At 65.7% G+C, this 19,799-nt stretch carries 16 protein-coding genes; 8 read left to right on the plus strand and 8 right to left on the minus strand.

Features of this window, described 5'->3' with window-relative positions:
* Nucleotides 1-13: 13 nt before the first annotated feature.
* Together AB7290_RS01670 and AB7290_RS01675 are read right to left on the minus strand one after the other, a co-directional pair.
* Entirely contained in the window at nt 14-871 is an 858-nt protein-coding gene (locus tag AB7290_RS01670) for a hypothetical protein (RefSeq protein WP_085403100.1), read from the minus strand.
* A 395-nt stretch (nt 872-1,266) separates the two neighbouring features.
* On the minus strand, nt 1,267-2,241 hold the full coding sequence (locus AB7290_RS01675; protein WP_014490699.1) for an NADPH:quinone oxidoreductase family protein: 975 nt from the start codon (nt 2,239-2,241) through the stop codon (nt 1,267-1,269).
* A gap of 234 nt (nt 2,242-2,475) precedes the next feature.
* Between AB7290_RS01675 and AB7290_RS01680 the strand changes: the two genes are divergently transcribed.
* From AB7290_RS01680 to AB7290_RS01715, 8 genes are all read left to right on the plus strand, one after another.
* A complete protein-coding gene (locus tag AB7290_RS01680; RefSeq protein ID WP_085402970.1) occupies nt 2,476-3,315 on the plus strand; it encodes an SDR family oxidoreductase in 840 nt (279 codons plus the stop codon).
* 105 nt (nt 3,316-3,420) lie between these two features.
* The gene (locus AB7290_RS01685; protein WP_085402968.1) at nt 3,421-4,068 is read left to right on the plus strand and encodes an invasion associated locus B family protein; all 648 of its coding nucleotides are present in this window, start codon (nt 3,421-3,423) and stop codon (nt 4,066-4,068) included.
* 225 nt (nt 4,069-4,293) lie between these two features.
* Nucleotides 4,294-5,496 (plus strand): 23S rRNA (adenine(2503)-C(2))-methyltransferase RlmN, encoded by a 1,203-nt coding sequence (rlmN, locus tag AB7290_RS01690; RefSeq protein WP_085402966.1) that lies wholly within the window; start codon nt 4,294-4,296, stop codon nt 5,494-5,496.
* A gap of 169 nt (nt 5,497-5,665) precedes the next feature.
* Nucleotides 5,666-6,160, plus strand: a complete 495-nt coding sequence (locus AB7290_RS01695; protein ID WP_063980357.1) for a hypothetical protein — start codon at nt 5,666-5,668, stop codon at nt 6,158-6,160.
* 54 nt (nt 6,161-6,214) lie between these two features.
* Complete coding sequence (locus AB7290_RS01700) at nt 6,215-6,991, plus strand: phosphatase PAP2 family protein (RefSeq protein WP_085402964.1); 777 nt, start codon at nt 6,215-6,217, stop codon at nt 6,989-6,991.
* A 93-nt stretch (nt 6,992-7,084) separates the two neighbouring features.
* Nucleotides 7,085-8,422: an argininosuccinate synthase gene (argG, locus tag AB7290_RS01705; protein ID WP_085402962.1), complete on the plus strand. Its 1,338-nt coding sequence runs from the start codon at nt 7,085-7,087 to the stop codon at nt 8,420-8,422.
* A gap of 118 nt (nt 8,423-8,540) precedes the next feature.
* Entirely contained in the window at nt 8,541-10,298 is a 1,758-nt protein-coding gene (locus AB7290_RS01710) for an alkaline phosphatase (protein WP_085402960.1), read from the plus strand.
* Between the two features lie 103 nt (nt 10,299-10,401).
* Nucleotides 10,402-11,358, plus strand: a complete 957-nt coding sequence (locus AB7290_RS01715) for a homocysteine S-methyltransferase family protein (RefSeq protein ID WP_085402958.1) — start codon at nt 10,402-10,404, stop codon at nt 11,356-11,358.
* 54 nt (nt 11,359-11,412) lie between these two features.
* Here the strand turns inward: AB7290_RS01715 and AB7290_RS01720 are convergent, their stop codons facing one another.
* The 6 genes from AB7290_RS01720 to AB7290_RS01745 form a co-directional block, all read right to left on the minus strand.
* Nucleotides 11,413-13,578 carry an OmpA family protein gene (locus AB7290_RS01720; RefSeq protein WP_085402957.1) on the minus strand — a complete coding sequence of 722 codons (2,166 nt, stop codon included), beginning with the start codon at nt 13,576-13,578 and terminating at the stop codon, nt 11,413-11,415.
* 186 nt (nt 13,579-13,764) lie between these two features.
* Nucleotides 13,765-14,007 (minus strand): hypothetical protein, encoded by a 243-nt coding sequence (locus tag AB7290_RS01725; protein WP_085403099.1) that lies wholly within the window; start codon nt 14,005-14,007, stop codon nt 13,765-13,767.
* An 84-nt stretch (nt 14,008-14,091) separates the two neighbouring features.
* Nucleotides 14,092-14,478 (minus strand): VOC family protein, encoded by a 387-nt coding sequence (locus AB7290_RS01730; protein ID WP_085402956.1) that lies wholly within the window; start codon nt 14,476-14,478, stop codon nt 14,092-14,094.
* A 22-nt stretch (nt 14,479-14,500) separates the two neighbouring features.
* Nucleotides 14,501-15,325, minus strand: coding sequence for an FkbM family methyltransferase (locus tag AB7290_RS01735; RefSeq protein ID WP_085403097.1), 825 nt, complete (start codon nt 15,323-15,325; stop codon nt 14,501-14,503).
* 219 nt (nt 15,326-15,544) lie between these two features.
* The gene (locus AB7290_RS01740) at nt 15,545-17,503 is read right to left on the minus strand and encodes an ABC transporter ATP-binding protein/permease (protein ID WP_354077096.1); all 1,959 of its coding nucleotides are present in this window, start codon (nt 17,501-17,503) and stop codon (nt 15,545-15,547) included.
* A 52-nt stretch (nt 17,504-17,555) separates the two neighbouring features.
* Nucleotides 17,556-19,712, minus strand: coding sequence for a hybrid sensor histidine kinase/response regulator (locus AB7290_RS01745; protein ID WP_085402953.1), 2,157 nt, complete (start codon nt 19,710-19,712; stop codon nt 17,556-17,558).
* Between the last annotated feature and the right edge of the window lie 87 nt (nt 19,713-19,799).

A 19,799-nucleotide genomic window follows, 5' to 3' on the forward strand; every position in this document is an offset into this window, starting at 1 on the left:
CCTCTGAAAAGTTCTAGTTCTGAAGCTGAGCGAGGCGCTGCCGCGCCTCCGCCGATCCGAGTGCCGCGGCCTTCTGGTACCAGTCACGCGCGACGGTCGCGTCGCCGGCGATGCTCCGCGCGTCGCTGGTGCCCAGCACGGCCGGGTCATAGGTCTGCGCCAGCAGAAACGCGGCCGTTGCATCCTGTGCATTGGCCGCGCGCTCGAGCAGCAGGCGGGCTGCAACAATATCGCCGATCCTCAACAGGCTTTTCGCGCGTGTCATCAGCCCGGCCAGCGTGTCGGCATCGAGCGTCTTGGCTAGCGTCTTGGCGGGCGGAGTGGGCGCCGGCGGCGCCGCGACGGGTGCGGGCGCAGGTATGGGTGCCTGGGCTTGCAGCGCCGTCTGATAGGCGGTCGCGATCGCTTCGCGGCTCGGCGTTGACGGTGCAGGGAGAACCTGCGTGTCGGCGCTCGCCAGCGTGTTGGTCGCGCGGTCCGAATCCTTCAGCGAGCTCTGCGTCATGGCCGGCGTGTTGGCCGACGCCATGGCTTGCTCCGGCGCGATGCCCATCCAGCTAACCGCATTGGCGGGGAAGAGGCCGCGAAAGTCGGACTGATACAGTGTGACCAGAATTGCCAGGGTGGATGCCGTCAGAACGGCCGCGAGAACGCGCGGGACAATTCTGGAGCGCACCTCAATGGGCGCATATTCGCCTGGGTCCGGCGCACCGAGCGGATCGGACAGGAAGAGTGGAATTGGATCGTCCTGCGAAAGATCGGCCCGCGCGGCGCGCGCACGGATAAAGGACGCGGTCGGCGGATGTGATGTGGCTCGATCGGAGTCGAACGCCTTCGACTCCTTCGACGGGCGATGTGCCGTCGTCTCCATGGTCATGCTCCCCATTACTAACGCAACGCAGGGGCAATTCGGCTTAAGTCTTCTTGCTTTTGTCCAAAGTGTCCCGCAAATGGAACCGGTAAAACGCAGTTGGAATCAGCCCAAAAAACGACGACGGTTTGCGCGAATTAGGAAATATTTGGGTTTGATTGAGGCGGAGCGGAGGAATGCACCACGATTTTGGCGGTGATGGTTGAGGAAGGTTTTCCTAGACTCCGCTGACTTTGACCCCGGGGCATCCAGTGGGCCGCGGCGTCTCGGCTGAAATCTCTGGCGTCTCTGAAATCTGGACCGCCCGCCTCAGTACGCAATTGCGCAGAAGGCGGGCGACGACGGTCGCATATGTGGCGAGTGCGTGTGGCAGGCAAGCGCTGCGGCTCACACCATCACGGATGCAGGATCACCTTGCCCATGGCCTGGCGTCCCGCCAGAACCTTCAGTGCGTCGGCGGTTTGTGCCAGCGGGAAGGTGCGGTCGACATGCGAGGAAATCTTTCCTTCCGCGGTCCACTTCACGAGCTTCTCGAGATTGGCGCGGTTCTTGGCCGGGTTGAGCCGGGTCCATGCACCCCAGAACACGCCGCGGATGTCGCAGCCCTTCAGTAGCGCGAGGTTCAGCGGCATCTTCGGAATGTCGCCGGCGGCAAAACCGATCACCAGGAAGCGGCCTTCCCAGGCGATCGAGCGCAGTGCCTGCTCGGCATAGGCGCCACCAACCGGATCGAAGATGATGTCGACGCCCTTGCCGCCGGTGAGTTTTCGCAGGCCTTCTTTCAGATCTTCCTTGCCGTAGTTGAGCGTCAGCTCGGCGCCATGCGCTTTCGCGAATTCGAGCTTCTCGTCCGACGAGGCGCAGGCGATCACCTTCAGGCCCATCAGCTTGCCGAGCTCGCAGGCAGCCAAGCCGGTGCCGCCGGCTGCGCCCAGCACCGCGAGCGTCTCGCCCGGCTTCGGGCTCGCGCGGTCTTCCAGCGCATGCAGCGCGGTGCCGTAGATGATGATGATGCCGGCCGCGCGGTCATAGTCGAGATTGTCGGGAATCTTCACGATCGATGCCGCCGGCAGCGCGATCTTTTCGCGCGCGCCGTTGTGGCCGCAAGACGCGACGACGCGATCGCCGACCTTCAGATCAGTCACGCCGGGACCGATGCTCTCGATCACGCCGGCGACTTCGGCGGCGGGCGAGAACGGGAACGGTGGCTTGATCTGGTACTTGCCCTGAATCATCAGGATGTCGAAGAAGTTCAGCGCCGCCGCCTTAATCGCGATCACCGCTTCGCCGGGACCTGCCACCGGATCCGGCACGTCGGCAAGCACGAGATCATCGGGCTGGCAATATTGCGAGCAGAGGATGGCTTTCATGGCGGCACCTTCTTGAGAATACTGGGCGTTTCGAGGCGGAATTATAGTTGGTCCGTTTCTGCCGGATTTAGTGCGGTCCGACAATCCGGTTTCTTTGCGCAAGAGCATGCGCAGGCCTATCCTCGCGTCATTGCGAGCGCAGCGAAGCAATCCAGAATCCGTCCTGCGGAAATAGTCTGGATTGCTTCGCTGCGCTCGCAATGACGAAGCAAGAAGAAAAAGAGGGTTCAAACGATGTTTGAAGCAGATCTGCTCAGGGACAAGCGCATCCTCGTCACCGGCGGCGGCTCCGGCCTCGGCGCCGCGATGGGGCACCGCTTTCTCGCGCTCGGCGCCGAGCTCGTGATCTGTGGTCGCAAGCTCGACCGGCTGGAAGCAACGGCGAGCGAGATGCGCGCGCAGACCGGCGGCAAGGTCATCACGATCGCCTGCGACATCCGTGACGGTGGCGCCGTCGACGATATGATGGACGCGATCTGGCGCGAGGCGCCGCTCGACATTCTCGTCAACAACGCTGCCGCAACCTTCATCGCGCAGAGCGAGCATCTGTCGTTTCGCGCCGCGGACGCGATCCTCGCACCGACGCTGCATGGCGCGATGTATTGCACGCTCGCCGCCGGCAAGCGCTGGATCGACGGCAAGCATGGCGGTGTCGTGCTCTCGATCCTCTCGACCTCCACCATCACCGGCCGCGCCTTCACGGTTCCCTCGGCGATGGCGAAGTCGGCGGTGCTGGCGATGACCAGGAGTCTCGCGGTCGAGTGGGGCCCGAAGGGCATCCGCACCGTCGCGATCGCCCCGGGCCCGTTCCCGACCGCGGGCGCCTCGGGGCAGCTCCGTCCTGAGGGCCGCGACGAAGGCTGGACCGCCCGGAACCCGATGGGGCGTACCGGCGAGCACAGTGAACTCGCCGACCTCGCCAGCTTCCTGGTCTCGGACCGTGCCGGTTACATCAATGGCGAGATGGTCGTGATCGACGGTGGCGCCCATTTGCGCAGCTCCGGCGCCGAGGATTTGTTGCGCTGGACCGACGCCCAATGGGCCGAGCAGCGGGCTGCGCGATCCAAAGGCTAAGCCGCTAACTGCCTTCCCAAGTTGGACTTTCCCGGTTATCCCTGCCGGGGGACAAAGCGCGGCCGGGCCATCTTCCAGTCACAATATTGAGGGAACCACTCCAGCATGTGGCGGGTGCTGATTTTAGCCTTGATGACGGGCGTTATGGCCGTGGGAATCACCGATTCCGCGCGGGCGCAGACGGCGCAACCGGCGCCCAAAGCCGCGCCAAAGGCGGCTGCACCGGCGGCCAATACAGCCCCAAAGACCGCAGCAAAGCCCGAGAGCAAGCCGGTGGCTCCAGCCACGGCGGTTGCGGGCGGTGCGGAGCCGACCCTGATCGGCCAGTTCGGCACCTGGGGCGCCTATTCGGCCACGCCCAACGGCAAGAAGGTCTGCTTCGCGCTGGCCAAGCCGTCGTCGTCGAAGACCAACCCGCCGAACCGCCCGCGCGATCCCGCCTATGCCTTCGTTTCGACCCGGCCGGCGGAAAAGGTGAACAACGAAGTCTCTGTCATGATCGGCTATGCGCTGAAGCCGGGCTCGGAATCCTCGGTCGAGGTCGGCGGCGCCGCTTTCGCGATGTACACGCAGGGCGACGGCCTCTGGATCAAGAACGCGGCCGAGGAAGAGCGGATGGTCGAGGCCATGCGCAAATCCGCCGATCTCGTGGTCAAGGGTGTCTCGGCCAAGGGAACGGAGACGACCGATACGTTTTCGCTGAAGGGCCTCGCCCAGGCGCTCGACCGGATCGCCCAGGATTGCAGGCGGTAGGACTGCGGACTGCCGGCGTTAAGCCTGAGGGCGGCATCACGGTCGCAATCGGCGGTTCCGGTTGCTATATAAGGGTATCCCAAAGGTGTAGCCGTCACGGCCGGGCTAAAGCGCGAAGCGCGTCTTCGCACCAGATGTCCCGGCCATCCACGCGCTAGCAACGGGCGGAATAGAACGTGGATGCCCGGGACAAGCCCGGCCATGACGAGAGATATCAGGCAACCAATGCAACCGACGACCGAGCCGCACAACGCAATCCTGGTGGAGAAGACTCCGCTCGAAACCTATGTGCCGCCGGCCAGGCCCTCGCTGATCGGCCTGTCGCGCAGCGAGCTTGCCGACCGCCTCGGCGAGATCGGCGTCGCGCCCGCGCAGCGCAAGATGCGCGTCCAGCAGCTGTGGCACTGGCTCTATTTCCGCGGCGCCCAAAGCTTCGACGATATGACGTCGATCTCGAAGGGCATTCGCGCCGAGCTCGCGCAGCATTTTACGGTCGACCGTCCCGAAGTCGTGGCCGAGCAGATCTCCAACGACGGCACCCGCAAATGGCTGCTGCGGCTGCCGAGCGGCGACAACGTCGAGCGCGCGCATGAAGTCGAGTGCGTCTACATCCCCGAGACCGATCGCGGCACGCTTTGTGTTTCCTCCCAGGTCGGCTGCACGCTGAACTGCTCCTTCTGTCACACCGGCACGCAGCGGCTGGTGCGCAACCTCACCGCCGGCGAGATCGTCGGACAGGTGATGGTCGCGCGCGACCGCCTCAATGACTGGGCAGATCGCGAGGACGGCACGCGCCGCGTCACCAACATCGTGATGATGGGCATGGGCGAGCCGCTCTACAATTTCGACGCGGTGCGCGACGCGCTGCTCATCGTCGGAGACAATGAAGGCATCGGCATCTCCCGTCGCCGCATCACGCTGTCGACCTCGGGCGTGGTGCCGAACATCGTGCGCGCGGGCGACGAGATCGGCGTGATGCTCGCGATCTCGCTGCATGCGGTGCGCGACGAGCTGCGCAACGAGCTGGTGCCGCTCAACCGCAAATATCCGATCAAGGAGCTGTTGCAGGCCTGCCGCGACTATCCCGGCGCCTCCAACGCACGCCGCATCACCTTCGAATATGTGATGCTCAAGGGCGTCAACGATTCGCTCGACGATGCGAAACTGCTGGTGAAGCTGCTCAAGGGCATTCACGCCAAGATCAACCTGATCCCGTTCAATCCCTGGCCCGGCACGGCCTATGAATGTTCGGACTGGGATCAGATCGAGAAATTCTCCGAATACATCTTCAACGCCGGCTATTCCTCGCCGGTGCGCACCCCGCGCGGCCGCGACATCCTCGCCGCCTGCGGCCAGCTCAAGTCGGAGACCGAGAAGCTCTCGGCCCGCGAACGTCAGATGCTGCGCGCCATGGCGATGACGGATTGATAGTTCATGCCTTCGCTCTCGCATCCTCGTCATTGCGAGCGCAGCGAAGCAATCCAGATTCCCTCCGCGGAGACAGTCTGGATTGCTTCGTCGTGGAGCCTGTCATCCGGCCCGCCGAAGGCGGGACCGGGTGGCTCCTCGCAATGACGGCGAGGTGAGCTTTCCCGTCATGTCCCTGATCGGCCGCCTCATCGTCATCTTCATCGGCTTCCTCGCCGCCTGCTTCGTCGGCGGCATGATCGTCGTCGTCGCGCTGCTGTTTCCGGAGTTTGCCGATCTCGGCGCCGGTCCGGTCGACCAGGGCGCGATCGACATTCTGCTCGGCTTCGGCTTCATCTTCGTCTCGGGCTTTGCGCTGGTTCCGGCGGCGGTGATCGTCGCGATCACCGAAGCGCTCTATATCCGCAGCGCGCTCGCTTATGCCGTGGGTGGCGGCGTAGTTGGCCTAGCCTGCTATCTCGGCCTCATCCCCTTCCACTCCGATACGCTCCAGTTCGAAGGCATCGTGCGGCGGCATCTGGAGATCATGACGGGCGCGGGCATCGTCTCCGGCGTGGTCTACTGGCTGATTGCCGGCCGTAACGCCGGCGCCTGGCGCAATCCGCCGCCCCCGCACAAGCCGCCTCCGCCGCTGCCGTCGAATTCGCGGCCGGATGCGCGATGAGTCGCGCCGCTTCCGGGGTTTTCATCTCCTCCCCACTCCGCTAAACCGCGCGCCATGAACCGGACTGGACTCTTCATCGCCCTGGCGCTGTGGCTCGTGATCGGCGTCGTTTTCGGCCTCTATCCCGAGCTCGATCTCAAGCTCGCCGCACTGTTCTTCGACCCCGAGACGAAGACGTTTCCGCTCAAGCTGAATGAGTGGGCGGGCGTCGCGCGCGACGCCGCCATGTGGGTCGCCTGGGCATTCGTGCTGCCGCCGCTGGTCGCGCTTGTGGTCAAGATGATCCGACCCGACCGGCCGCTGATGGTATCGGGGCGCGCGATCGTGTTTCTGCTGGTCACCATCATCATGTCGGCCGGCATCCTCACCAATCTCACCTTCAAGACCTATTGGGGCCGGCCGCGTCCAGTGGTGGTGACTGAGTTTGCGGGCGACCAGCAATTCGTGCCGTGGTGGGATCCGCGCGGCGATTGCGCGCGCAACTGCTCGTTCTTCTCGGGCGAGGGTGCGACCGCGTTCTGGACGCTGGCGCCGGCTGCGCTGGCGCCGCCGGCATGGCGGCCGCTCGCCTATGCCGGTGCGGTTGTGTTCGGCATGGTCACCAGCGGGCTGCGGATGGCCTTCGGCGGCCACTTCTTCACGGACGTCTCGATCGCCGGCCTCGTCACCTTCGTCGTGATCTGGTTCGCCTACGCGCTGATTTACCGCTGGCCGCGGACCCGGTTCTCGGACGAGGCGGTCGATGCCGCCCTGACCCGGCTGAACATGCCCGCCTACCGGCTCCGCCAGCGCTTGTTCGGCCGCAAGACAGGCCCCGAGCCGTCGATTTGAGCCATTAAAAGCGTGCCGAGGCGTGCGAAATTTGATATTCGCGCGGTCAACCCACAAACGCCATCAGCCCCTTGAGACCCGATTGGAAGCCCCATGACCACGATCCTGAAAAGCCTGCCCAAGGGTGAGAAAGTCGGCATCGCGTTTTCGGGCGGTCTCGATACCAGCGCGGCGCTGCTCTGGATGAAGCAGAAGGGCGCGCGCTGCTACGCCTACACGGCCAATCTCGGCCAGCCCGATGAAGCCGACTACAACGAGATCCCGCGCAAGGCGGAAGCGTTCGGCGCCGAGAAGGCCGTGCTCGTCGACTGCCGCACGCAGCTCGTCCACGAGGGCATCGCCGCGATCCAGTCGGGCGCCTTCCACATCTCGACCGGCGGCATCACCTATTTCAACACCACGCCGCTCGGGCGCGCCGTCACCGGCACGATGCTGGTCGCGGCGATGAAGGAGGACGGCGTCAACATCTGGGGCGACGGCTCGACCTTCAAGGGCAACGACATCGAGCGCTTCTACCGCTACGGCCTGCTGACCAATCCATCCTTGCGCATCTACAAGCCCTGGCTCGATCAGCAGTTCATCGACGAGCTCGGCGGCCGCGCCGAAATGTCGGCGTTCATGACCGCGCAGGGCTTTGCCTACAAGATGAGCGCGGAGAAGGCGTACTCGACCGACAGCAACCTGCTCGGCGCCACGCACGAAGCGAAGGATCTCGAAAGCCTCGACAGCGGCATCAAGATCGTCAACCCCATCATGGGCGTGCCGTTCTGGCGTGACGACTGCAACGTCAAGGCCGAGAAGGTCGTCGTGCGTTTCGAGGAAGGCCAGCCCACGGCGCTGAACGGCCAGACCTTCAGCGATCCCGTCGCCCTGTTCCTCGAGGCCAATGCGATCGGCGGCCGTCACGGCCTCGGCATGAGCGACCAGATCGAGAACCGCATCATCGAGGCGAAGAGCCGCGGCATCTACGAGGCGCCCGGCATGGCGCTGCTGCACATCGCTTATGAGCGCCTCGTCACCGGCATCCACAACGAGGACACCATCGAGCAGTACCGCATCAGCGGCATGCGCCTCGGCCGCTTGCTCTATCAGGGCCGCTGGTTCGATTCGCAGGCGCTGATGCTGCGCGAGACCGCGCAGCGCTGGGTCGCGCGCGCCGTGACCGGCGAGGTGACGCTGGAGCTGCGCCGCGGTAACGACTATTCGATCCTCAACACCGAGAGCCCGAACCTCACCTATGCGCCGGAGCGGCTCAGCATGGAGAAGGTGGAAGACGCAGCATTCACGCCGGCCGACCGCATCGGCCAGCTCACCATGCGCAATCTCGACATCGCGGACACCCGTACCAAGCTGAAGCTCTACACGGATACCGGCCTGCTGTCGGGCAGCGAAGGCTCGCAGATCTTCCGGCTGGAGAACGACAAGAGCTGAGGCCTTTTTGGGCTGAGGCCTTTTGTCGCCCGACCGGGCGACGCGCGACTTAATGACGGTGTCATTCTCGATCGCTAGCTTTCCGTTCCTGTTGGGAACGGATTGCGGAGCATCGCGCATGGTCAAGGGATCGGCACTCGCCTCACTCATCGTCCTCTGTTGGACAACGTCGCTGTCGGCGCAGACGATCTATCCGATCGATCGTGCCGAGATCCTGGCCGGCGCCCGGTTCGACTTCAAGGTCGAGTTTCCCGGGCCGGTCGATCCGGCCAGGCTGAAGGTGACCGTGAACGGCGCGGACTATGCTGTCGCGTTCGGACGTAGCGGGACCTTCATCGATCGCGAGGACGGCAAGGACCAGTCGGCGCTGATTTTGCGCGATGTCACGCTGACCAAGCCCGGCATCGTCACGGTGGATGTGAGCGACGGCACGCAGCAGCGCAGCGTCGCATGGACGGTTTACGACACGGGTCCGCGCAAGGCGAAGAACGTCATCCTGTTCATCGGCGACGGCATGTCGCCGGCGCATCGGGTCGCGGCGCGAATCCTGTCGAAGGGGATTGCGGAAGGCAAGAGCCGCGGCAAGCTCGCGATCGACGACATGCCCCACATGGCGCTGGTGGCAACCGCCGGTTCGGACTCGATCATCACGGACTCCGCCAACTCGGCCAGCGCCTATGCGACCGGTCACAAGAGCGCCGTCAACGCCCTGGGCGTCTATGCGGACCGCACCGCTAGCCCGTTCGACGATCCCCGCGTCGAAACCATCACGAGTCTTGCCAGGCGGCGGCACGGCATGGCGATCGGTGTCGTCACCAACACCGAGATCGAAGACGCAACACCGGCCGCGATGGTTGCGCACACCCGCCGGCGCGCCGCCTATGACGAGATCGTCGAGCAGTTCTTCGCGGCGAAGCCGGACGTGCTGATGGGCGGTGGCAGCGCGAATTTTCTGCCGAAGTCCGCGGCCGGCTCCAAACGCAAGGACGAGGCCGACTGCATCGCGAAGTTCCGCGACGCAGGCTATCAGGTCGCGACGACTGCGAGCGAGCTCGGCGCTTCTGCCGCAAAGCCGGAGACAAGCAAGCTGCTCGGCCTGTTCGCGACCGGCAACATGGACGGCGTGCTCGACCGAAAATTCCTCAAAGGCGGCGGCGTGAAGAAATTTCCCGAGCAGCCTGATTTGACGGAACAGGTGCAGGCGGCGCTGAACATCCTCTCGAAGAACGAGACCGGCTTCTTCCTGATGGTCGAATCCGGACTGATCGACAAATATGCGCACCTGCTCGACATGGAGCGGGCGGTCTACGACACGATCATGCTCGACAACGCGGTGCGCCAGACGCGCGAATGGGCACGGGCGCGCGGCGACGACACCCTCATCCTGGTCCTGGCGGACCACAATCATCCCAACAGCCTTGTCGGCACGGTGAATGACGATATGGGCACGACGCCCAACGTTCCCTTGCGCGAGCGCGTCGGCGTCTACGAACAGGCCGGATTTCCCAATTATCCGGCGCCGGATGCGGAGGGCTATCCGTCACGCGTTGATGTGAGCCGCCGGCTCGCCATCTTCTCGGCCAGCCTGCCCGATCACTACGAGACGTTACGGCCGAAACTCGACAATCCCAACGAGCCGACCGTCAAGGCCGGTGACGACGGGACCTTCAAGGCCAACGACAAATACAAGGACGTCCCCGGCGCGGTGCTGCGCCCGGGCAATCTGTCGGCGATGATCGGCGCCAGCGTGCATTCGGGCGAAGACGTCATCCTGACGGCGATCGGGCCGGGCAGCGAGCGCGTGCACGGCTCGATGGACAACACCGAGGTGTTTCGCGTGATGGTCGATGCGCTTGGACTCGCCGCAGCGCAGTAGGAGCGTCGCGTACCGCGCGACATTATGCGGCACCATCTCGCATGAGACCGGAAGGAGGTTGAAACGACCGAATGAGTGGGGCCTCGCAGCGACGGAGCGACCAATGGCGAAGTACAGAGACAATCTGCCTCAGCGCCGCGGCGGCATCTTCCTGACCGACGGCGGCATGGAGACCACCCTGATCTTTCACAAAGGTCTGGAGCTTCCTCACTTCGCTGCCTTCGTGTTGCTCGAGAGCGAGGCCGGCCGCTCGCATCTGAGGCAGTATTACGAGGCCTATCTTGCGATCGCGCGTCAGCATGGGCTCGGCTTCGTGCTCGACAGTCCGACCTGGCGCGCCAATCCTGATTGGGGTGTCAAGCTCGGCTACGATATGGACGCGCTCAGGGCCATCAACATGCGGGCAATTCGTTTTCTTGAGGAATTGCGCGGCACATGGGAGGCCTCCGGCCTGCCCTGTGTGATCAACGGTGCGATCGGTCCGCGGGGCGACGGCTACAAGGCCGGCAACATGGATGCGACGGAGGCGATGGACTATCATTCGTCCCAGATCGCCTCCTTCGCCGAGGCCGGCGCCGACATGGTCACCGCGTTCACGCTGAACAGCATCAATGAAGCCATCGGCGTGGTGCGTGCTGCAAAGATGCACGCGATCCCGGTTGCCATCTCCTTCACGGTCGAAACTGACGGCTGCCTGGTCCGGGGAGAGACCCTGCGGGAGGCGATCGAAATCGTCGATCGTGCAACGGAAAGCGCCTGCGAATATTTCCTGATCAACTGCGCTCATCCGACCCATTTCGAGAGTGCCCTCGAAGCTGGCGAGCCATGGGTCGAACGCATTCATGGCGTCAGGGCCAATGCGTCGGCCAAGAGTCATGCCGAGCTCAATGAGTCCGAGGCGCTCGACAGCGGCGATCCCGCCGATCTCGGCCGCCGTTATGTGGCGCTCAGGCGGGCATTCCCGCGCATGCAACTGCTCGGCGGCTGCTGCGGCACCGATCACAGGCATGCCGCAGCCATCTGCGCTGCCTGCGTGCCGCTTCAGGCAGCGGGCGCCTGATCCAAACAAAAATGGCCGGGATTGCTCCCGGCCATTTTGCATTTGTGCTTCGCCTCAGCGCGGCGGCGCAGTGCCGGGCGGGGGCGGCGGCAGCGAGGCCTGGCCACCGTTGAGCAGCGGCGTGATGTTGCGGACGGTGACGCGCCGGTTGATCAGGCTCGGTCCTTGCGTCTGCTCCTTCAGATACTGCTCGCCATAGCCCTGCGAGGTCAGATTCTCCGCAGGCACCCCGAACTGCTGGGTCAGCAATTCGGCCGCGGACTGCGCACGGCGATCCGACAATGACAGATTGTCGACCTCGTTGCCGACCGCGTCGGTGTGTCCCTCGATCAGGAACACCGCACGCGGGTTGCGCTGGATCGCACGGTTGAGACCGTCGGCGATCCCCTGCAGCCGGGCCGCCTGGTCCGGCGGGATGGTCCACGAGCCCGTCTCGAAGGTGATCGTGTTGACGTCGATGCTCGGCATCTGCATGCGAACATTGGGGCTGTAGCGGATCTCGTCGAGCGTGTAACGCCGATCGATCCGTTGTACCGGCGGTGCCTCCATGGTCTGGTAGATCACGTCCGGCGATGCTTCCTCGGCGTCGACGATGTAGCGATCGTAGGGAATGTTCACGACCGGCGGCGGCGCATCGACATAGAAGCCGCCGACCGACCGCGGATCGCGGTAGCTGTTGTCGATGATGATGATCTCGCGCCCGCCGGGGTCCCTGCGGATTCGCCGCAGCAACGAACCGTCCGGGCCGACCACGGTGATGACCTCGCTGCCATCAGGACGGATCACGACCGTGCGGGTCTCGTCGCCGACGGTGTCGGTGCGGATGTCGCGGGCGCCATAGCGGAAGCGATAGAGGTCGTTGCCGCGGACGTAGGCCTGCCCGCCCGGATCGCGGATGATGATGCGATCCGGTTCGGTGTAGACGGTGCGGCCGCCTTCGATGGCCTCGCGTCGCTGGTTGTGCAGGTCGGCAATGGTGGCTCCGATCACGGCACCGGCCACCACGCCCGCACCGATCGCGAGCGGTGTCAGGTCACGCTGCGGCGGGCGCGGCGGAGGTGGCAGCGGTGCGACGACTGTCGGCCTTGCCTGGAAGGCAGGCGTAACCGTCGGCGGAGCGAATTGCGCCCGGTTGGGCGGCGGCGTTGCGGCCGCCGAGCCCGGGACTGTGCTCGGCGCAGCGGCACCGGCGGGCGCCGCGGGCCGCGGCGGGAGGCCGCCGGCCTGGGGCGGCGCAGCCGGAGTTCCGGCTGCGGGCGCGCCAGCAGGAGGCGTTCCGCCCTGTTGACCAGGGGTCGGCGTCGCTGCGGGAGCTGTGCCGGGGGCGGGCGTCGGTCCTGCACCGGGACGGCCGGGCAGCGGCGTCGGAGCGCCACCGGGGGCCGGCGTGGCCGTTGGAGCGGGCGCGGCACCGGGAGCCGGTGTCGGTGATCCTGCAGCCGGAGGCGTGCCGGGACGTCCGCCGGGCGGCGGGGTGCCCGGGCGTCCAGTCGGCGTTGCGCCGGGCGTGGCGCCCGGTGCCGGCGTTGCCGTCGGCGCAGGTGTTGCCGTCGGAGTAGGCGTGGCGGTCGGTGCAGCCGCGCCAGGGCGGGCCGCAGGCGCGGCCGGTGAAGGCGACGGCGCAGCCGCAGGTGCCGGCGCCGGACGTGCGGGTGCTGCTGCGGGCGGCGTTGCTGCTGCCGGCGGAGTCGGAGCGGGACGCGCGGCAGGCGGAGCTGCGGCGGGAGGCGGTGTCGGCGTGTGCGGCTGCGCGGCCGGGGGCGGCGGAGTTGGCGCAGGCGCATGCTGCTGGGGTGCCGCAGCTGGAGGCGGCGACGGCTGCTTGGGAGCTGCCGGCGGTGGGGGTGGCGGCGGAGGCGGAGGTGCCGGACGTGCCGCAGGCGGAGGAGGCGGTGGTGGAGTCGGGCGCGACGGCGCGGCAGCCGGCGGCGGCGGAGCGGGAGGATGCGGAGGTGCAGCCGCAGGCGGCGGCGCCGTGGGGCGCGCAGGAGCTGCGGGCGGTGCCGCGGCAGGAGGAGGTGGTGCGGCAGGACGTGCGCCAGGCGGCGGTCCCTTCGGTGCTTCCTTCGGAGGCTGCTTCGATTTGTCGGTCTCTGGTGGTGGTGTCTGCGCCTGCGCGACCACGAGCGGTGGCGCGCTTTGCGCATGCGATGCGGAGCTTGCGAATTGCATCGCGGTCAGAGCCGTCGTTGCAAGCAGCACGAAACGAAGGTTGGTCATGATGGTGAACTTCCCCGGAAGGTTCTTTGACGAAGTGTCGGGATGAACGGCTACGCGTTAGGCCGGAATGTGGCGGGCGAAGAGGTCGCGGCCCGATTTATTTCTGCACGCAAATCACCTCACTATGGTGACGTTCATTGCGCATTCAGACGCAGGTTGCAATTGCCTCACATGTGATGCTTCGCCTCACATGTGATCGCGCAGCGAACTTGCATCCGTCGCGGGATTCGGCGTGAGCGGTCCGTTCGGTCCGCGCGATGGAATCTCTTCCGGCACGTGGCCCGGCAGTTCGTCGGGCCGCGGTGATTCGCCGGGCTCGCGCACCGGCGGCGCAATTTCAGGCTGCGGATTGCCCGGCGGAATTCCAGGCGGCGGCTCGGTGGGGGTGCCCGGTGTTGCCGGCGGAATCTCGGGCGGTTCGATCGGCATCGGCATCATCGAGATCAGTTGTCTGGAGAATGACAACGATGATGCCGCGCCGATGTTCCTTGTCGTGTCGTGCCTGAACGCGCGCTATTCCGGCGCGTGGCAAACGGCCTCGATGTTGTGTCCGTCAGGGTCGAGCACGAACGCGCCGTAATAGTTCGCATGATAATGCGGACGGATACCGGGCGCGCCATTGTCGCGACCGCCGGCGGCAATCGCTGCCTTGTAGAAGGCATCGACCGTGGCGCGGTCCTTGGCGAGAATCGCGATATGCACCGGCTTGTTCATCGCGCCTTCGGCACCGAACCAGAGGTCCGGCTTGCCGTTGGCGCCGAACCCTGCGGCCGGAGCGTGGCCGGTCTGCTCCGCCGTCACTTCCATGATCAGGCTGTAATCGAGCGGTGCCAGCGCCTTGGCGTAGAACGCTTTCGCGCGCTCATAGTCGGAGACCGAAAAACCCAAATGGTCGATCATCGCAAATCTCCCTTGCTCACGGTTAGCGCGACAGGAACGTATTGCTCCGTGTCTTGCGCGCGATCGCAAAGCCGCGCGCGACCATGTCAGCGATACAATCCTGCTGCCATTCGTTTTGTGACAGATGCTCGATCACCACCGCGCGCGGCCACAGCGATTGCGGCGCGTCGCGGAAGAAGCCGATCAGCACGCGGTCCTCAAACCCCTCGACGTCGATCTTGAGCGAATCGACTTGGCCGACGCCGGCCTCGTCCAGAATGCGTGTCAGCCGCAGCGACGGCACCTTGATGGCCTCCGCGCTGGCCGTGCCGGGGACGACGTGCGTAGCGCCGAGATTGCCGCCGCCGCTCTCGATCATGAGCTCACCGTCGCTGTCACCGGCGGCAGCCTGCACCAGGCGCACCTGCGTCGTCTTCGACGCGGCGTGATTGAACGAAAGCCGTCCAAACGTCATCGGATGCGGTTCGATCGCGACCACCTTGCCATTGGTGCCGACCTGCTGCGCCATCACCAGGGCAAAGGTGCCGACATTGGCGCCGACGTCGACGAACACGCCGCCTGCCGGGGTGTGCCGGCGCAGGAAGTCGAGCTCGTCGAGATTGTAATCGGGATTGAACAGCGCACCGCGCTCGGTCGCGCTGCCCTGGTGATAGAAGCGGAACGAGGCGCCCTGGTACTGCACATCGATCGGCCCGCCGCGTATCAGGTTGACCAGCCGCGACATCCACGGGCGGAACGCACCGCGCTTCAGCCCCGACTGTTGCGCAAGGCGGATGATCGCAGCCTGCGCCGCGTTCGGCGCAAACGCGCCAAACGGCGCGGACGAAGGGGCGTTGTCGGGCGTCAAGCAGGTGGTCCTCGTTGCAGGCGGCGCATGCATAGCCGGTTTTGATGAGGACTCCAACGCTCCATCACCGGTGTCGTCCCGGGGCGCGAAGCGAGCCCGGGACCCATAACCCCAGGGAGAAGTTATGACATGGACTGGTAACTACGAGTCCTCGCCAAACTCAATCTTGTGGCTATGGGTCCCGGGCTCGCGCTTCGCGCGCCCCGGGACGACAGCGTGTCACGCCGCCTTTTTTGGCGCGGCCTTGCGCTGCCTCAGGAATCGCCCGAGCAGCTTGCGCTTGCCCTTGCGCGGGATCAGGTCGATATCGCTGACGAGCTTGGCGCCGCCCTTCCGGCGTTCCAGCACGATCTTGCGGCTGTGGAAGGCTTCCAGCTCGACGCGATGGGCGACACTGACGATGGTCGCCTTCGGCAACTCGTCGGTGACCATCTGCATCATCTTGTCCTGGCTTTTCTCGTCGAGCGCGGAGGTGGCTTCATCGAGCACGACGATGTCGGGGTTGTGCAGCAGCAGCCGCGCGAAGGCGAGGCGCTGCTTCTCGCCGCCAGACAGCGTCTGGTCCCACGGCCCCTCTTCCTCGATCTTCTCCTTGAGGTGGTCGAGGCCGACCTTGTGCAGGGCTTCACCGATCTCCTCGACGGTCCAGTCGTCCTCGGCACCGGGATAGGCGACCGCGCGGCGCAAGCTGCCGGACGGCACGTAAGGCCGCTGCGGCAGCATGAACAGGCGCCGGTCGGGATGGAAATTGACGCTGCCGCCGCCCCATGGCCAGAGCCCCGCGATGGCGCGCACCAGCGTGCTCTTGCCGGTGCCGGATTCCCCGGCGACGAGCAGCCGCTCGCCCGGCTCGATCACCACCTCGGTCTCGCCGACCACGGCCGTGCCGTCGTCGAGCGTGACGGAGAGATCCTTCATCTCCAGCATGGCCTCGTTGCCGGTCTCGCCGCGCTTGATGCGGCCGAGGCCGTCGCCCTGCTCGGCGCGCTCGAGGCCGTCGAGCGACATCATCAGCGAGGCGATGCGGCGCGCGCAAGCGTTCCAGTCGGCGAGCCGCGGATAATTATCGACGAGCCAGCCGAACGCGCTCTGCACGATGGTGAAGGCGGAGGCCGCCTGCATCACCTGTCCGAGCGTCATGCTGCCGTCGAGGAATTTTGGCGCGCAGAGCAGGAGAGGGACCACGGGCGCAACAAGGCTCGAGCCCTGCGAGACCAGCGTTGTGCGCATGTGCTGGCCGGCCAAACGCGCCCACTGCCGCAGCACGTTGGTGAAATTGCGGTCGATGCCGCCGCGCTCCTCCTCCTCGCCGCCGAGCAGCGCGATGCTCTCGCCGTTCTCGCGCACGCGCGTCAGCGTGTAGCGGAAGTCGGCCTCGGCCTGGTTCTTGTCCTCGGAGACCTGCACGAAGCGCCGGCCGATCACCAGGATCGAACCGGAGGCGATCGCGGCGTAAAGGATCGCGGCGATGACGAGGAAGCCGGGGATGGTCATGGTCGATCCCGCAAGCGTAACCGTGAGCGCGCCGCCGATGGTCCAGAGCACGATGATGAACGTGACCGCCGACAACAGCGCCGATGTCACGCCGGCGAGGAAATCGACCGGGGAATCGGTCGCGATGCGCAGATCCTCGGCGATGCGGTATTCCGGGTTCTTGTGATCGCCGCCGACCAGATTGAGCTGATAATAGCGCCCATTGGCCAGCCAGCGCGTCAGCACGCTTGCCGTGAGCCAGGCGCGCCAGCGGCGCTGAATTCCCATTCGCGCGAACACCTGCGCGACGCCGAGCACGATGCTGCCGATCGCGAGCGGGAAGAACACCGCCGTGAGATGGAAGACGGTGGTCGCCTCGCGCTTCTCGATGGCGTCGAAGATCGCGCGATTCCAGACATTGATGCCGTACTGGAAGCCGACGGTGAGGACGATCAGCACGACGAGGCCGATCGAGTAGAGCCACGCCAGCCGGTCGCCGTTGTGGCCCCAGAAGCCGCGTGCGCTGATCCAGAAGCGCGTCAGCAGATAGTCCTTGCGAGCCTGCTCGGCCTCCTCGGGCGAGAGTGCAGGATCGGGCTCAATAACCTCCGGGGGCGGCGGCGTGACCTCGTCGCCGTTCTCGCCCTTGATCTCGACAATGGGGGGCTTCCTGCCCTGTTCGCGCTTTGCGGCCGGCTTGTGCATGAGCGGATAACGCGAACCAAATCAATCGGTTCCCATTGGTTCCGTGCCGCCCTCACTCGGCGGCGCCGTCGCGGACCGGCCGGAGCCTCGCGGCCCGATGGAGAACCCGCGACAATTCCTCGATCGAATAGGGCTTTTGCACGAGATCGAAGCCGGCGGCGCCATCTTGTGACAGGGCCTGACTGTAGCCGGTGGTCAGCACGATCGGCACGCGGATGCCGCGCTCGCGGATCGCCTGCGCCAGATCGAGCCCGGTCATCCCGGGCATCACCACGTCGGAGAACACGACGTCGAAGCGATCTGTGTCCACGGTGAGCTCGGCAAGCGCGTCGGTGGCGTTGTCCACCAAAGTGATGCTGTAACCGAGCTCGGTGAGGCCGTCGGCCGCGAAATTGGCGAGCTCGATATTGTCCTCGACCAACAGCACCGACATGCCGCTGCCGGCCACTGCCGGTGCGGTGTTGGGCGCCAGCCGCTGCGGCAGCAGGTCTGCCGGCACGCGCGGCAGATAGAGTGAGAAGGTGCTGCCCTGGCCGACCTCGCTCTCGACGGTCACCTCGCCGCCGGATTGCCGGGCGAAGCCGAACACCTGCGACAGGCCGAGACCGGTGCCCTGGCCGACCTGCTTGGTGGTGAAGAACGGCTCGAAGATGCGGCCCAATCGTGCGGCGGGAATGCCGATGCCGGTGTCGCTGACGGCGACACTGACGAAACCATCGCCGCCTGCAAGATCATGGCTGCCCGAAACGTGCACCAATGTATCGGGTATGGTCGCCGCCGCCTGCACGGCGAAGGTGATCCTGCCTTTGCCCTGCATGGCGTCGCGCGCATTGGTCGCCATGTTGATCAGCGCCGTCTCGAACTGGCCGGCATCGGCCTTGACGAGGCAGGGCTCGGTCGGCAGCCGGATTCCGATCTCGATCGCCGGCCCGAGCAGCGTGGCGAGCATGTCGTGCAGCGACTGCATCCGCTCCCCGACGTCGAACACTTCCGGTTTCAGGGTCTGGCGCCGCGCGAACGCCAGCAGCTGCGAGGTCAGCTTGGCGGCGCGCGCGACCGCGTCCGCGATGGCATTGATGTAGCGCTGCCGCCGCTCCTCGCTCAGCTGCGGCCGGTTCAACAGGTCGACCGAGGCGCGGATCACGGTGAGGAGATTGTTGAAGTCGTGCGCGACACCACCGGTGAGCTGGCCGAGCGCTTCCAGCCGCTGGCTGTGCTTGAGCGCCTCCTCGGCCTCGCGTCGCGCCGTGGCCTCGGCGTGGAGATGCTGGGTGCGCCGGAACGCGAGCGCAAGCAGCAGAAACAGCAGGGCCGTCGCGGGAATGCCGAACACCAGATGCTGGCCCATGGTGGCGAGCCAGCGCGCGCGGATCGCCGAGGTCTCGAGCCCGGCGCTGACATAGATCGGATATTCGGCGACGCGCCTGTAGCCGACGCGCCGCTCGATTCCGTCCGAGGGCCAGGCGATGGTGATGAGTCCGTGCTCGGGGTGAGCGGCGATCTGCTGCCCGACCGGCCCGGTCGGATCGAGCCGGAAGTCGCGGTCGAGCCGGGGAAAATGGGTCAGCACCACGCCGTCCGTGCGTCCCATGGCGAAGAAGCTGCCGGGATCGGAGCCGATCCTGGCATAAAAGCTCTCGAAATATTCCGGCAGGACGGAGGCCTGGATGACGCCGATGAAGCTGCCATCGTCGGCTTCGCGGCGCCGGCTCATGCCGAAGAAGCGTGCTCCCTGATAGGGCGGACGCGGCGTCAGGGCCGCGCCGACGAACGTGCCAATGTTCTGGTCGACATGGGCGTAGAAGTAATCGCGGTCCGCAAAACTCAGATCCTGCGGTGGCGAGGCGAGACTGTTGACCAGCGATTTCCCGTTCGCGTCGAAGATCCAGGCCGATTTGAGCTGCGGCAGCGCATCGGTCAGCCGTTTCAGGCGGCGGTGCAGCGCCGGTTCGCGCGAGCGGATGACCTCGTCGGGGAGGCCGCGCACGACCTCGTTGAGCTCGGCCAAGCTGCGGTCGATGGTCTCGAACACCTTGAGCGCGTGCTCATGGGCGACATCGAGCGTGCGCTCGATCTCGCGGTCGGCGATGTCCTTTGTCGATGTGTAGGAGATCGTGGAGGTGAAGACGAACAGTGCAATCGGCAGCGCCAGGGATGCCGCCATCATCCACTGCAACAGTCTCAGCGAGTTGCGTTGCGCACCCTGCACAGTCGCTCCGGTCCCTGACCGGAGAGCTTACTTGAAATTCCCGCTGGGAAGGAAGTGGCTTGTCGATGGAACCGGAGGTTGTAGTCC

It is taken from the genome of Bradyrhizobium sp. 613_E4_N2_2 (assembly GCF_052075995.1).
GTDB lineage: Bacteria > Pseudomonadota > Alphaproteobacteria > Rhizobiales > Xanthobacteraceae > Bradyrhizobium > Bradyrhizobium barranii.